This window comes from Rhodococcus baikonurensis (assembly GCF_040489275.1).
Classification (GTDB): domain Bacteria; phylum Actinomycetota; class Actinomycetes; order Mycobacteriales; family Mycobacteriaceae; genus Rhodococcus_F; species Rhodococcus_F baikonurensis.
In genome coordinates this window covers 1-13,813 of the sequence record NZ_JBEUOQ010000013.1, presented here as the reverse complement: position 1 = coordinate 13,813, position 13,813 = coordinate 1, and the positions used below count along the sequence as shown (strand labels likewise).

At 63.6% G+C, this 13,813-nt stretch carries 12 protein-coding genes; 10 read left to right on the top strand and 2 right to left on the bottom strand.

The features are described 5' to 3' along the window. Positions 1-51 precede the first annotated feature (51 nt). Genes ABWI03_RS25350 through holA form a run of 3 tightly spaced genes read left to right on the top strand, consistent with a single transcriptional unit; the run spans position 52 to position 4,282 of the window. A complete protein-coding gene (locus ABWI03_RS25350; protein ID WP_298781174.1) occupies positions 52-951 on the top strand; it encodes a ComEA family DNA-binding protein in 900 nt (299 codons plus the stop codon). Then, the gene (locus ABWI03_RS25345) at positions 948-3,308 is read left to right on the top strand and encodes a ComEC/Rec2 family competence protein (protein WP_298781171.1); all 2,361 of its coding nucleotides are present in this window, start codon (positions 948-950) and stop codon (positions 3,306-3,308) included. The genes ABWI03_RS25350 and ABWI03_RS25345 overlap by 4 nt, the downstream gene beginning before the upstream one ends. Beyond that, positions 3,305-4,282: a DNA polymerase III subunit delta gene (gene holA, locus ABWI03_RS25340; RefSeq protein WP_095969746.1), complete on the top strand. Its 978-nt coding sequence runs from the start codon at positions 3,305-3,307 to the stop codon at positions 4,280-4,282. The genes ABWI03_RS25345 and holA overlap by 4 nt, the downstream gene beginning before the upstream one ends. A 130-nt stretch (positions 4,283-4,412) precedes the next feature. On the opposite strand, the gene rpsT is transcribed toward holA, so the two are convergent. Continuing rightward, positions 4,413-4,673: a 30S ribosomal protein S20 gene (gene rpsT, locus ABWI03_RS25335; protein WP_003944567.1), complete on the bottom strand. Its 261-nt coding sequence runs from the start codon at positions 4,671-4,673 to the stop codon at positions 4,413-4,415. Between the two features lie 197 nt (positions 4,674-4,870). On the opposite strand from rpsT, the gene ABWI03_RS25330 reads away from it, so the two are divergent. From ABWI03_RS25330 to ABWI03_RS25315, 4 genes are read left to right on the top strand one after another with little or no spacing between them, the layout of a single operon-like run. Then, positions 4,871-6,496 (top strand): circularly permuted type 2 ATP-grasp protein, encoded by a 1,626-nt coding sequence (locus ABWI03_RS25330; protein WP_166811456.1) that lies wholly within the window; start codon positions 4,871-4,873, stop codon positions 6,494-6,496. 56 nt (positions 6,497-6,552) lie between these two features. Then, positions 6,553-7,524: an alpha-E domain-containing protein gene (locus ABWI03_RS25325; protein ID WP_095969748.1), complete on the top strand. Its 972-nt coding sequence runs from the start codon at positions 6,553-6,555 to the stop codon at positions 7,522-7,524. 8 nt (positions 7,525-7,532) lie between these two features. Continuing rightward, a complete protein-coding gene (locus ABWI03_RS25320) occupies positions 7,533-8,363 on the top strand; it encodes a transglutaminase family protein (RefSeq protein WP_095969749.1) in 831 nt (276 codons plus the stop codon). A 59-nt stretch (positions 8,364-8,422) separates the two neighbouring features. After that, the gene (locus tag ABWI03_RS25315; RefSeq protein WP_042952240.1) at positions 8,423-9,196 is read left to right on the top strand and encodes an aquaporin; all 774 of its coding nucleotides are present in this window, start codon (positions 8,423-8,425) and stop codon (positions 9,194-9,196) included. 30 nt (positions 9,197-9,226) lie between these two features. Here ABWI03_RS25315 and ABWI03_RS25310 read toward each other — a convergent pair whose 3' ends face one another. Then, on the bottom strand, positions 9,227-9,760 hold the full coding sequence (locus ABWI03_RS25310; RefSeq protein ID WP_030536620.1) for a type II toxin-antitoxin system PemK/MazF family toxin: 534 nt from the start codon (positions 9,758-9,760) through the stop codon (positions 9,227-9,229). A 72-nt stretch (positions 9,761-9,832) separates the two neighbouring features. Here ABWI03_RS25310 and lepA point away from each other — a divergent pair, with 72 nt between their 5' ends. From lepA to ABWI03_RS25295, 3 genes are all read left to right on the top strand, one after another. After that, positions 9,833-11,725, top strand: coding sequence for a translation elongation factor 4 (gene lepA, locus ABWI03_RS25305; RefSeq protein ID WP_003944564.1), 1,893 nt, complete (start codon positions 9,833-9,835; stop codon positions 11,723-11,725). A gap of 6 nt (positions 11,726-11,731) precedes the next feature. Further along, complete coding sequence (locus tag ABWI03_RS25300) at positions 11,732-12,661, top strand: NAD(P)H-dependent flavin oxidoreductase (RefSeq protein ID WP_298781162.1); 930 nt, start codon at positions 11,732-11,734, stop codon at positions 12,659-12,661. 80 nt (positions 12,662-12,741) lie between these two features. After that, positions 12,742-13,722 carry an ABC transporter substrate-binding protein gene (locus ABWI03_RS25295; protein ID WP_298781451.1) on the top strand — a complete coding sequence of 327 codons (981 nt, stop codon included), beginning with the start codon at positions 12,742-12,744 and terminating at the stop codon, positions 13,720-13,722. Positions 13,723-13,813 lie beyond the last annotated feature (91 nt).

The window sequence follows — 13,813 nt, the reverse complement described above, 5'->3', positions numbered from 1 at the left end:
AGGTCGAAATTCATCGTCTTCGGTGGCATGGTCCCTCGTTAGCGTCCAGTCATGAGGATCAGCGAGGAGCGCGAGCGGGCGCGTGATCGCCTCGCGGCGATGGACGAAAACTACAGGCAGCGACAGGCCGTCGACGACTTCGAGGATTCAGTGTCTTTCGGGAGGTCCCCCGAGTGGCTCCAGGACTTCGACGAGGACGAATACGAAGTTCCGCCTGACTCGTCCAGGTTCGATCGCCTGCCCGAGCGCTGGCGCGGAACGCGTTGGCGCCCGAGCCGATCGGCGACTTGGGTGTTGGCGATCGTCGCAGCACTGGCCACGGCTATCGGCTTGTTCACCGTGTGGTGGGACTCTCCGAGTTTGCAGGCGGTCCCACCGTTGCCCTCGCCCCAGAATGTGACGGCCCAGAATGTCACGGAGCAGAGTGTCACTGCCGGCGATGGTGAATCAGCGGGTCCCGTACCGACCGCCGTCGTAGCGGAGCAGCCGCCCGAGGCTTTGGTGGTCAGTGTCGTCGGACTCGTGCGCACGCCTGGGCTTGTCAACCTGCATTCGGGCTCGCGCATCGCCGACGCGCTCGCTGCGGCAGGTGGAGTGCTCGACGGAGCGGAGACAGTAGGCCTGAACCTGGCTCAGAAGCTTGCCGATGGTGATCAGATCGTGGTGGGTGCGGCCGATCAGTCCGGTGGTGTTTCAGCGAGTTCGAGTACCACTGCGGGAGGGACCAGCCCCGCCGCTGCGGGGGATTCCGGCGGGGCTGGGCTGGTGAACCTCAACACCGCCACCGAAGCCGAACTGGACGGGCTTCCCGGGGTAGGGCCGGTAACAGCGGCGGCGATCATTTCCTGGCGTACGTCCAACGGGAAATTCACGGACGTAGAACAATTGGGGGAAGTCGACGGTATCGGCCCGGCAAGGTTGGCGAAGCTGCGAGTGCTGGTGTCGGTGTGAACGAATCGGAGGTCCGGCCCGTTCTCGACGCTCGACTGCTTCTGTCGGCCGTTGCCGCGTGGGGGAGTAGCGCGGTGGGGATCCTGTTCGGCGCGGTCGCCGCGTGGGTACTTGCGGTGGCGTGCGCGGTTCCAGCGGCAATCCTGGCTGTCGTGGTCGTGCGCCGGACATCTACGGGGTGGGTGCGAATCATGTTGGTGGCATTACTGTTCGGTGCCGGGTGCAGTGTCGTCAGCGGATGGCGGGCGTTCGAGGGGGAGAGTCACCCACTGGCCCGAGCTGCCCTCGAAGGAGCCTGGGTGAGTGTCGACGTGGAACCAACTGAGGATCCGCACGTGGTCTCTGGCGCAGTGGGTCAAGGTCAGGTCTTCTTCAGGGCAACCGTCAATTCGGTGACTGCCCGGAATCACAGGTACTCCGGAGGCGGATTGGTCACGATCCGGGCGCCCAGTTCGTCGTGGCTCGACGTTGTTCCAGGGCAGAGCCTCACGGTTCGCGGCCGGGCGAGTAAGCCATGGCGCAGCGATTCCACACTCGCCGTCATCACGTCCGAAGGGCCTCCCGTCGCGGTGGGAGAAGCGCCCTGGTACCAGCGATGGGCGAGTGTGGTGCGTACTCGTTTCGCCGCTGCGTGCTCGGCTGCGCTCCCGCCGGATCAGGCGGGTCTGCTGCCTGGCCTGGTCGTCGGAGACACGTCGTCGCTGTCGCCGGTGGTGAAGGACAACTTCACTGTTGCCGGGCTTTCCCACCTCACTGCGGTCTCCGGCGCCAACATCAGCATTCTGCTGGGGGCCGTTCTGCTGTTGGTCAGAGCGGCGGCACTGAGCCCGCGGGTCGGCGCCGCTTTGGCGCTGGTGGCCCTCGTTGCGTTTGTTGTCGTCGCGAGGCCGTCGCCGAGTGTGCTGCGTGCCTCGGTGATGGGCCTGATCGGCCTGCTCAGTCTGGTCACCGGTCGACGGAAACAGGCGCTGCCTGCTCTTGCCGCAGCCGTCATCGTTCTGGTTGTCGTCATGCCCGAGCTTGCCGTCGACTGGGGGTTTGCGTTGTCGGCTACTGCCACGGGCGCGCTGGTGATCATTGCTCCGGTGTGGGTGGACGTGCTTCGCCGACGGGGTTGGCCCCGTTGGTTTTCGGAGATGACAGCTGTCTCGAGTGCTGCGTTCGTCGTGACTGCTCCATTGGTGGGCGCCATGGCGGGAACCTTCAGCGTGGTCACGATTGCAGCGAACATGGCGGTGGCGCCCGTGATCGGAATCATCACGGTATTCGGTGCGGTGATTGCCCTGTGTGCGCTGATCTGTCCACCGATCGCGGTGTTCGTCGCGCCACTGGTCCGGCCGCCGATGGGGTGGCTGCTGTACGTGTCCGAGCGGGCGGCGGCTCTTCCCGGAGCGTCGGTGGTGGTGCCGTCGGGGCTCATCGGCGCTCTGGTCGTCGTGGGCGTCTTACTGGCCGCGGCCCTGACGCTGTGGAATCGGATTTCGAGGTGGGTGGTCGGCGTCCTCGTGTTGGGAGTCGTTCTAGCCCTGATCTTTCAACACGTGTTCGGCGGCAGCCGCATTGCGCCGGGGTGGGTACTGGTGATGTGCGACGTAGGCCAAGGGGACGGTCTTGTGCTCTCGACCGGAGACGGCAGGGTGATCGTGATCGATGTCGGTCCTGATCCCACGTCGATGGATCGTTGCCTGAACATGGTGGACGTCAACGACATCGCTTTGCTGATGATCAGTCATTTTCATGCCGATCACATCGGAGGATTGGAAGCGGTCCTGGCTGGGCGTTCGGTCGCTGCGGTCGGAGTCGGGTCGATGTTGTTGCCGGAGTCAGGTTTTCGGGCGGTGAAGGATGCCGCCGAATCGCAGGCCGTTCCGGTTGTCTCGTTGCGTGCAGGTACCGAGTTGACGTTGGGATCGGTGAACGTGGAGGTTCTCGGTCCGTTGGTTCCGGCTCCCCGCGATGCGAGGGACGGCGCGGACGCCGCCAACGATCAGTCGCTGGTGGTGATGGCACACACGGACGCGGGTCGAATTCTGTTGACGGGAGACGCCGAAGTTGCGGGGGAGGAGGCCATTCTCCGATCGGGAACGGACGTGAAGGCAGATGTGTTGAAGCTGCCCCATCACGGTTCCCGGACCACGTCGTCGGCATTTCTGGAAGCGGTGCGTCCGAGGTTGACGATGATCAGCGTCGGCGCCGGCAACGGTTTCGGGCACCCGAACACCGTGGTTCTCGACGAACTGGATTCGTTGGGCGGGGCGGTGGTTCGGACCGACGTCGACGGCACCGTCGCCGTGTACGGCGGGGGCGGCGGGTCTGTGTCGATCGTGTCGGTTCCTCGTGGGACCATCTTCGGGTGAGTAATCCGTCTGGAGTCGATCCGCTGCATCTTGTTCTCGGGGACGACGAGTTCCTGATCGACCGCACGGTATCGCAGCTCATCAGAGCTGTCCGCGGTGACCGCGGCCAGGGCATTTCCGATCTCCCGGTCACCAAGATGCGTGCCGGGGACACCAATGCGCCGGAGTTGGCTGAGCTGCTCAGCCCTTCTCTTTTTGCCGAAGACCGTGTGATCGTCCTGGAATCGGCGGCGGAGGCAGGCAAAGATGCCGTAGCTCTTGTCCTCGAAGCGGCACGCGAGCCTGCGGAAGGCGTCGTTCTGATCGTCGTGCACTCGGGTGGTGGCCGTGCGAAGGCGTTGGCGCCGGCGCTGGAGAAGCTCGGCGCGACGGTTCATGCTTGCGGAAAACTGAACAAGAGTCAGCTTGTCGACTTCGTCCGCGGTGAGTTTCGGACCGCAGACGTCAGGGTTGCGCCCGATGCGATCGCCGCGATGATCGAAAGCGTCGGCTCCAACCTCCGCGAACTTGCGTCGGCCTGCTCACAATTGGCGGCAGATACCGGCGGCAAGATCGACGTCGATGCGGTCCACAAGTACTACTCGGGCAAGGCCGAGGTTTCCGGATTCGATGTGGCCGACAAGGTCATCGTCGGCGATACCCGGGGTGCGCTCGAGGCCCTGCGGTGGGCTGATCAGATCGGAACGGCGCACGTTCTCCTCGCGGATGCCCTCGCTGATGCAGTTCACACCATCGCGAAGGTTGGCCCGTTTGCACGGGGCGGTGACCCGTTCCGGTTGGCGTCGGATCTCGGTATGCCGCCGTGGAAGGTCAAGAAGGCTATCAAGGAAGTCGGCGGTTGGGATCCCACGTCGATCGGCGCTGCGATGCAGATCGTCGCCGCTCTCAACGCCGACGTCAAGGGTGCCGCAGTCGACTCGTCCTTCGCCCTGGAGATGGCAGTGCGGAAAGTGTGCGCGTTGCGGAAGAACTGAGGGCTCGATGTCCCGGTGGCCGGGGCGTTCGGCGTCGGTCCGATCGGATACGCAAAATAGCCGCCTGGTCTTTCGACCTGGCGGCTATCGAGACGAACCAATATGACGGCGAACCGTCACAGTGGAAACGTCAGAGCTTGTTGGCAGCCTGCGAGAGTGCAGACTTCTTGTTGGCAGCCTGGTTGGCGTGAATGACGCCCTTGCTGGCTGCCTTGTCGAGCTTGCGGCTGGTGGAGACGAGGAGCTCGTTGGCCTTGTCCTTGTCACCGGCTGCCGCAGCCTCGCGGAATGAACGGATCGCGGTACGCAGCGAGGACTTCACCGACTGGTTACGGAGTCGGGCCGCCTCGTTGGTACGGATTCGCTTCACCTGGGACTTGATGTTGGCCACGCGTAAAATCCTTGTCGTCTTTAGCTGGTTACGGTCGAGAAAGCTGTGGGCGCACTGATGCACCGACTGGCAAGATTACCAGCCGAGGGCCCAAGAACCCAAACCGTCGCACGTTGCGTCTGTCGAGAAGAGTACACCGAGCGCTCGATTTCTCGCCGCGCTGCCGAATAGCCCCACTTGTAGCAGCATGTTGCCCTATGACGCCGCCGCCTTCGAAAAGTTCGAGTAAAACAGGTTCGACCACCACCCGAGCGCGTCCTGCTGCAGTGTTCGACGGATATTCAGACATCGGTCGCTACGAGTTGGCTTTCGACGAGATGTTCGAGCCCGACGGCTCGGTGCGTGCTCCGTACAAGGGCGTGTACAAAGCCCTGGCGCCGACGAGCAGCGCCGACCTCGCCGCGCGCGCAGACGCGCTCGGACGCGCATTCATCGATCAGGGCGTGACGTTCTCGCTGTCCGGGCAGGAACGACCCTTTCCGTTGGATCTGGTGCCACGCGTCATTGCCGCGCAGGAGTGGTCGCGCCTGGAAAAGGGCATCAAGCAGCGTGTGAAGGCACTCGAGCTGTTCCTTGCGGACATCTACGGCGAGCAGCGAATCCTGCGCGATCACGTCCTGCCTCGCCGCCTGGTCACCTCGTGTGAGCACTTCCATCGTGAAGCGGCGGGCATCGTTCCGCCCAACGGTGTGCGTATCCACGTCGCGGGTATCGACCTGGTCCGAGACGAGGCCGGAGAGTTCCGAGTTCTCGAGGACAACCTGCGATCTCCGTCCGGCGTCTCCTACGTGATGGAGAACCGTCGCACGATGACTCGGGTGTTCCCGGATCTGTTCATGTCCCACAAGGTGAGGGCGGTCGGTGATTACGCAACACACTTGCTCAGGGCGCTGCGTGCGGGTGCTGCACTCAACGAAGCGGACCCGACAGTGGTTGTTCTCACACCGGGTATCGCCAACTCCGCCTACTTCGAGCACTCGTTGCTCGCTCGTCAGATGGGCGTGGAACTCGTCGAAGGTCGCGACCTGTTCTGCCGCGACAACATGGTCTACATGCGCACGACGGAGGGCGAGCGCCAGGTAGACGTCATCTATCGCCGCATCGACGACGAGTATCTCGACCCGATGCACTTCCGTCCGGATTCGATTCTCGGCGTCGCCGGCCTGCTGAATGCGGCCCGAGCGGGCAACGTGGTGATCTCGAGTGCCGTCGGCAACGGAGTCGGTGACGACAAACTCGTCTATACCTACGTTCCGCAGATCATCGACTACTACCTCGGCGAGAAGCCGCTCTTGCAGAACGTCGACACGTTCCGCTGTTGGTTGGACGAGGAGTGCGAGCAGGTCCTCGACCGCGTCTCCGAACTCGTCATCAAGCCGGTGGAAGGGTCCGGCGGCTACGGAATCGTCTTCGGGCCCGACGCGAGCCCCAAGGAACTGGCTGCGATCACCCGCAAGATCAAGGCAGACCCGCGCGGGTGGATCGCGCAGCCGCTCGTGCAGTTGTCCACGGTGCCGACCAAGATCGACGACGTTCTCTCGCCGCGACACGTGGACTTGCGACCCTTCGCGGTCAACGACGGTGAGGACGTGTGGGTGTTGCCCGGCGGCCTGACCCGGGTGGCGCTTCCGGAAGGTTCGCTGGTGGTCAACTCGAGCCAGGGCGGCGGAAGCAAGGACACGTGGGTGCTCGCAAGCCGCACCTCCGACGAGGATCCTGAGCTCTCCGGTGAGGAACTGGTGTCCGAGCCCCCGGAATCCGCGGAACCGGTGCAGGGCCCCGAACTGAGCACATCTCAACAACAACAGCAGCAACAGCAGTGAACACCTCAGAAGTGCCCAGCTACCAAGAACTATCAGCGAACGGAGCGTGGTGACCGATGCTTGCTCGCAACGCAGAGTCCCTCTACTGGATCGGCCGCTACGTCGAGCGCGCCGACGACACCGCTCGAATCCTCGACGTCGCCGTCCATCAACTGCTCGACGACGCCACCGTCGACCCGGACCGCACGTCGCGTCTGCTCCTGCGTGTCCTCGGCATCGAAGCGCCGGAGGAGAAGCTCGACGTACGCTCGCTCACCGATCTGGTTGCGTTCAGCCGCAATCAGGTTGGTTCGATCGTGGACTCGCTGGCAAGTGCGCGGGAGAACGCGCGCGGAGCGCGTGAGGTGACGTCGAGTGAGATGTGGGAGTGCCTGAACACCACGTACAACGGACTGGCCGAGCGTGAACGCGCGTCACGCAGGCTGGGGCCGCACGAGTTCTTCCGCTACGTGGAAGAACGCGCAGCGATGTTCGCGGGCCTGGCGGATTCCACGCTCAGCCGCGACGACGGTTATCGGTTCCTTCTGCTTGGCAGGTCGATCGAACGTGTCGACATGATCGTGCGGATGCTCCTGGCGCGCGCCGGTGACCGCCCGTCCTCGCCGGCGTGGGTCAGTGTGCTGCGCTCGGCGGGTGCGCACGACACATATCTGCGTACGTATCGCGGAGCGCTCGACGCCAATCGGGTGGTCGAGTTCATCTTGTTGGACAGGCTCTTTCCGCGCTCGGTGTTCCACTCGATCAGGCAGGCCGAGAAGTGCCTGCAGGAACTCGACCCGCAGCCGGGCAGTCGCGTCGGAATCCGGGCGGAGGCGCCGCGGCTTCTCGGCCGCGCTCGCAGCGAGCTGGAGTTTCTGCCGCAGGGCGTGTTGCTCGAGGATCTGCAGGGGCGATTGCTCGGTTGGCAGGAAACCTGCCGCGAACTGGGTGAGGCAATTGCTTTGCAGTACTTCCACGCTGCGCCGTGGGTCGCATGGACGGATGCCGGCGCCGCGTATGCGGATTCGACGGTGGAGGGAGAGCTGTGAGCTGGCGAATGAGGGTCGTGCACACCACGGGATATGCGTACGACGCCCCGGTGACGTCGTCGTACAACGAAGCGCGTTTGACGCCTCGCGGTGACACCAGGCAGACGGTGATTCTCACGCGCGTCGAAACGCAACCGGCAACGCGGTCCTACCGGTACACCGATTACTGGGGTACCGCGGTGACCGCATTCGACTTGCACGCACCGCACACGGAGCTGGAAGTGACCGGACTGTCGGTAGTGGAGACGGAACCGTTCGTTCAACCCGAGGAAACCGTCGACTGGGATGAATTGTCGGGTGAAGCGATTAAAGATCGATTCAACGAGCAACTGAGTTTCACGAGATATGTTCCGCGTGATCGGAAGCTGGCGACAATTGCCAAAGAATTGCGCAAAGATAAATCACCTGAAGATGCAGTAGTCGCTGCGTCGCAATGGGTTTACGGCGAAATGTCATATGTTCCGGGTACGACCGGAGTGCACACGTCGGCGGTCGAGGCCTGGTCGGCCAGGAAAGGTGTCTGCCAGGATTATGCGCATCTGACCTTGGTACTGCTTCGAACGATGGGCATACCGTGTCGTTATGTTTCCGGCTATCTCCACCCCAAACGTGATGCGGCAGTCGGGGACACGGTGGTCGGGGAATCGCACGCGTGGATCGAGGCGTGGACCGGCGCGTGGTGGGGATACGACCCGACCAATGCGATAGCTGTGAATGAACAGCACGTCTCGGTGGGAATAGGAAGGGACTATTCGGATGTGCCGCCTTTGAAGGGAATCTTTTCCGGCGGTCGCTCCACAGATCTCGAAGTTGTTGTGGAGATCACCAGGCTTGCGTAAAGTCCGGCAAATCTAGGCGCGTGAGCATTACTACCGTTCGATGAGAAGAAGGTGGGAATATGTCTCCAACTGCACAGGAATTGACTGAGATCGAACCGATCTCGGATGTGAAGAAGTATGCGGCCGAAGCGGTGGGAACATTTGTGCTCGTGTTCTCCGCAGTCGGAACTGCCGTCTTCGCAGGAGCGAAAGTCGGCAATCTCGGAGTTGCCTTCGCATTCGGCTTGACCCTGCTGTTCCTCGTATATGCGATCGGACCGATTTCCGGTTGCCACGTCAACCCAGCCGTGACTCTCGGCCAGTTCGTGATCGGGCGCATCTCGGCCGTCAATGCGGCGATTTACGTTGTCGCGCAAGTGATCGGCGGCTTGGTCGCCGGCGTCGTGATCTACACGGTTGCGAACAGTCTCCCGGCGTACAACCGAGCCGCAGACGGACTCGGCGCAAACGGTTGGGGCGCGCACAGTCCTTCGGCCGAGAAGAATCTTCTCGGACAGGTGGTTTCCGACGGTTACGGCATCGGTGCCGCCATGATCATCGAGATTCTCCTGACCGCTCTGCTCGTCTTCGTAGTTCTCGCGTCGACCGATCAGATCTCGGACGTACCGCTTGCCGGAGTGTCCATCGGCTTCACCCTGGCCGTGATCCACCTGATCTCGATCCCGATCGACAACACCTCCGTCAACCCCGCTCGAAGCCTCGCTGTCGCGCCGTTCCAGGACGGCGCACTGGGTCAGGTGTGGTTGTTCATCGTGTTCCCGCTGATCGGCGGCGCACTCGGTGCACTCATCTATCGAGCACTCTTCGGACGGTTCAACCGTATGGACAGCTGATCGAGACTGCTTCCATCCTTCGGGTCGGCTTCAGCTCCAGCTGAAGTCGGCCCGAAGTTTTGCCGCGACCGCGTCGAACTTCTTGTGATCCATGACGGCGCCCTCCCGGCGTATCCCGCTCTCGGGAACATCGAGCACTCGGTCGAGCCGAACCCAGCTTGGCCGGCCTTCGCCGTCCCACGGGCCCGAACCGATTGCGAGCCAGTCACGTTCACCCTCGCGCTTGCTCTGTGAAGACAACATCAAACCGAGCAGCGTGTCGCCGTCGCGGCCGACGACCAGCACCGGACGGTCTTTGCCCTGGGTCGGATCCTCTTCGTAGGCAACCCAGGTCCAGACGATCTCGCCGGGATCGGCCTTGCCGTCGAGGTCGGGGGAGTACTCCACCTTGCGGGCGCGATGCGCGGTCGGAGACGTCCGCGCGGCGATCGGGCGGCCCGACGGACCCGGCTTCGAGGCAGACGACTGAGACGTGGACGACTGCAACTGGCGCAGCAGTGCAGGCCCCTTCTCCACCGCGAGGGCGCCGAGGGTTCTGCCGATCTGCTTCCACATGCTTGCCATAGCGTTCGAGCATAATCACCCGCCCGTGGGAACCCCTGGTACGGCGGCGCCGAGACTTGGATATCCTGAGGGTTGACAGTGGCCCGGATCCGGGCCGGTGCCGGTCCGACTAAGGGGTCTCCCATCAGCAGCTTCGCCGACAAGACGTTCACGGATCCTGCGCAGATCCGGAACTTCTGCATCATCGCGCACATCGATCACGGTAAGTCGACGCTGGCAGATCGCATGCTTCAGCTCACCGGTGTGGTCGAAGAGCGGGCGATGCGTGCGCAGTACCTGGACCGAATGGACATCGAGCGTGAACGCGGCATCACCATCAAGGCCCAGAACGTTCGTCTGCCCTGGACCGTCGACGGCGAAGAGTTCGTCCTCCACCTCATCGACACTCCCGGCCACGTCGACTTCACGTACGAGGTCTCCCGTGCGCTCGAAGCGTGTGAGGGCGCAATTCTGCTGGTCGACGCTGCTCAGGGCATCGAGGCTCAGACGCTGGCCAACCTCTACCTGGCGATGGAGAAGGATCTCAAGATCATTCCCGTCCTCAACAAGATCGACCTCCCGGCCGCGGATCCCGACCGCTATGCCGAAGAGATCGCGCACATCACGGGCTGCGAGCCCGGCGATGTCCTGCGCGTCTCGGGCAAGACCGGCATGGGCGTCAAGGAACTGCTCGACGAGGTGATCAAGCAGGTGCCCGCGCCCGTCGGCGACGCTGACGGTCCCGCTCGCGCGATGATCTTCGACTCCGTCTACGACGCGTACCGCGGCGTGGTCACCTACGTGCGTGTGGTCGACGGTCGGATCCGTCCCCGCGAGAAGATCACGATGATGTCCACGGGCACCACACACGAACTGCTCGAGGTCGGCATCATCTCGCCCGAGCCGAAGGCCAGTATCGGTCTGGGCGTCGGCGAGGTGGGCTACCTCATCACGGGTGTGAAGGACGTCCGCCAGTCGCGCGTCGGTGACACCGTCACCACAACCCGCAACGGCGCGACCGAACCGCTGGTCGGCTACCGCGACCCCAAGCCGATGGTCTACTCCGGCCTCTACCCGATGGACGGCTCGGACTACCCGGTTCTGCGTGACGCTCTCGACAAGCTCCGTCTCAACGACGCGGCCCTGGCGTACGAGCCCGAGACGTCGGTTGCCCTCGGCTTCGGCTTCCGCTGCGGCTTCCTCGGCTTGCTGCACATGGAGATCACCCGCGACCGCCTCGAGCGCGAGTTCGGCCTCGAACTGATTTCCACTGCGCCCAACGTCGTCTACCGCGTCGTGATGGAGGACGGGGCCGAGGTCATCGTCACCAATCCGTCGTACTGGCCGGAAGGCAAGGTTCGCGAGGTCTACGAGCCCGTCGCCAAGTGCACCGTCATCGCGCCGAGCGAGTACGTCGGCGCCATCATGGAGCTGTGCCAGTCCCGTCGCGGTGAGCTCGGCGGTATGGACTACCTCTCCGAGACTCGCGTCGAGCTGCGCTACGAACTGCCCATGGGCGAGATCATGTTCGACTTCTTCGACGCCCTCAAGTCCCGCACCAAGGGATACGCCAGCCTCGATTACGAGGAGGCCGGTGAGCAGCAGGCTGACCTCGTGAAGGTCGACATCCTTCTGCAGGGCGAGGCCGTCGACGCGTTCTCGTCGATCGTGCATCGCTCCAACGCCGGTGCTTACGGCGGACGCATGACGTCGAAGCTGCGTGAGCTGATCCCGCGCCAGCAGTTCGAGGTTCCCATCCAGGCGGCGATCGGCGCCAAGATCATCTCGCGCGAGAACATTCGCGCGATTCGCAAGGACGTTCTTGCCAAGTGCTACGGCGGCGACATCAGCCGTAAGCGCAAGCTGCTCGAGAAGCAGAAGGAAGGCAAGAAGCGCATGAAGACCATCGGACGCGTCGAGGTGCCTCAGGAGGCATTCGTCGCAGCCCTGACGTCGGAATCGGTCGGCGAGAAGCCCAAGAAGTAGGAGCGCATGGTCACCACCTGGTTGTCCCGAGAGTTCGGAATCGATATCCCCGTTCTCGGGGCACCCATGGGTGGCCGCGCGGGTGGCGCGCTCGCCGGAGCCGTGTCGGCGGCCGGCGGTTTGGGTCTGCTGGGCGCGGCCCGGTACAACACGCCGGAGTGGATCGAAGCGGAAGCCGAAGTCGCTCGGACCGCCGCCGGAAGATTCGGCGTCGGCCTGATGACGTGGTCGCTGCCCGAGAACGAGTTGATGCTCGATGCGGCAATTGCCGTCGAGCCGACCATGATCACTTTGTCGTTCGGTGATCCCGCCGCGTATGTCGGACGTATTCACGAGGCGGGCATTCCTGTTGTGTCCCAGATCAATACGCTCGAGGACCTTCGCATCGTCGAGGCCGCAGGTGTCGACGCGGTGATCGTGCAGGGCGGTGAGGCAGGCGGCCACACCGGCCGGATCGGAACCTTGCCGCTGCTGCAGGAGATCCTCGAAGCGACGTCACTTCCGGTTCTGGCGGCCGGTGGAATCGGGACCGGCCGCGGTTTGGCTGCGGTTCTGGCTGCCGGCGGCGACGGCGTGATGATCGGAACGGCGCTGCTCGCCAGTCCGGAGACGGTCGGCCCGGGATATGCCCGCGACCGCGTCGTCGAAGCCGGAAGTGCGGACACCGTCTACACCTCCGTTTTCGACCGTGCTCGCAGTCAGCCGTGGCCCTCGCGGTGGGGTGGTCGTGCGGTGGCCAACGAGTTCACCGCAGCCTGGGACGGAGTCGACGCCGACGACGAAACGCTGGCACAGGCGTACGACCCGTCGGACCCGCACAGTGGAGTCGTCTATGCCGGAGAAGCAGTCGGACTCGTGCACGGAGCCCATCCTGCCGGAGACGTGGTTCGACGCATCGGCGCCGATGCGGAGCGTCTGCTCGCTCGTTTTGCCTGAAAGCAAGGTCGGACACGGCCGGGTCCCATATGAGAAGGTAAGCCTCTACTAACTAGTGGAGGAGTATTTTCGTGCGTGCGATGAAGTTCTCGGCAGTGGCGCTCTTGGGAGCACTGGTCGTGGGTATCAGCGGTTGTTCGTCTTCGGACGCCGACGAGATCGCGGACGGTCGGGTCACCACGATCGATCACAAGTTCGGCGCCACCACGATCACCGGGACGCCGACGCGCATTGTCGCGGCCGACACCCAGTGGCTCGACGTTCTGCTCGAGCTGGGAATCCAGCCGGTGGGGTATCTGTCCGCCGGAACGATGGGCGACGAGCGTGGCCTGTTCCCGTGGGAAAGCGGCGTGGACGCGTCGGCGAAGGAACTCGATCGCTCTGCGATCCAGCAGGTCGGTGTCCCGCTCAAAGCGGAAGAAATTGCAGCCTTGGATCCCGATCTGATTCTCGGCGGGTTCTCCGTCGCCGATCAGGACGATTTTGATCAGTTGAGCAAGATCGCTCCGACAATTGCGGGTCTGTCCGAGGTTCAGGTCGATCCGTGGCAGGACCAGGTGGAGATTCTCGGTCGAGTTCTCGACAAGGAGTCGCGAGCCGACGAGATCGTCGAGGCGACAAACGGGCAGATCGACGCGCTCGCGCAGCGACTTCCCGGGCTGAAGGGTAAGACCGCTCTTTTGTCGCAGTACGTCTTCCCGACGTCGCAGTTGGTGATCGTCGCCGATCCCAAGGACGGTGCATCGGGACTGTTCACGCGCCTGGGAATGTCGTTGCCGCCCAAGCTGGTCGAAGAGGCCGGCGTCACCGGTGGACGACTGATGCTCAGCCCGGAACGAGTCGACGCTCTGAGTGCCGATGTAGTGGTGCTGCTGCCGAACGGCGGAACGCTGGACGACATGATGAAGTTGCCGGGGTTCGCTGACCTCCCCGCAGTCAAGAGCGGCGGTCTGGCCATCGTGGACTATCCGACTGTTGCCGGGCTGAACACTCCGTCGTCGCTGTCGGTGAAGTACTCTCTCGAATCGATCACGCCGCAGCTCGAAGCGGTGGCCGGCTAGACCTGCTGTGCGCCTTTATTAACCGCGGGCGGGACGCCGGCGACTACGCCCACCGTGAACGACATCGCGATCTTCTCCGCGATTCCCATCG

Bases quoted from the DNA above. Each gene is read 5' to 3' on its own strand.
- ABWI03_RS25310 (WP_030536620.1), bottom strand. From the start codon at position 9,760: ATGGCAAGCATGTGGAAGCAGATCGGCAGAACCCTCGGCGCCCTCGCG.
- ABWI03_RS25320 (WP_095969749.1), top strand. From the start codon at position 7,533: ATGAGGGTCGTGCACACCACGGGATATGCGTACGACGCCCCGGTGACG.
- ABWI03_RS25350 (WP_298781174.1), top strand. From the start codon at position 52: ATGAGGATCAGCGAGGAGCGCGAGCGGGCGCGTGATCGCCTCGCGGCG.
- ABWI03_RS25315 (WP_042952240.1), top strand. From the start codon at position 8,423: ATGTCTCCAACTGCACAGGAATTGACTGAGATCGAACCGATCTCGGAT.
- ABWI03_RS25325 (WP_095969748.1), top strand. From the start codon at position 6,553: ATGCTTGCTCGCAACGCAGAGTCCCTCTACTGGATCGGCCGCTACGTC.
- ABWI03_RS25295 (WP_298781451.1), top strand. From the start codon at position 12,742: ATGAAGTTCTCGGCAGTGGCGCTCTTGGGAGCACTGGTCGTGGGTATC.
- ABWI03_RS25330 (WP_166811456.1), top strand. From the start codon at position 4,871: ATGACGCCGCCGCCTTCGAAAAGTTCGAGTAAAACAGGTTCGACCACC.
- ABWI03_RS25300 (WP_298781162.1), top strand. From the start codon at position 11,732: ATGGTCACCACCTGGTTGTCCCGAGAGTTCGGAATCGATATCCCCGTT.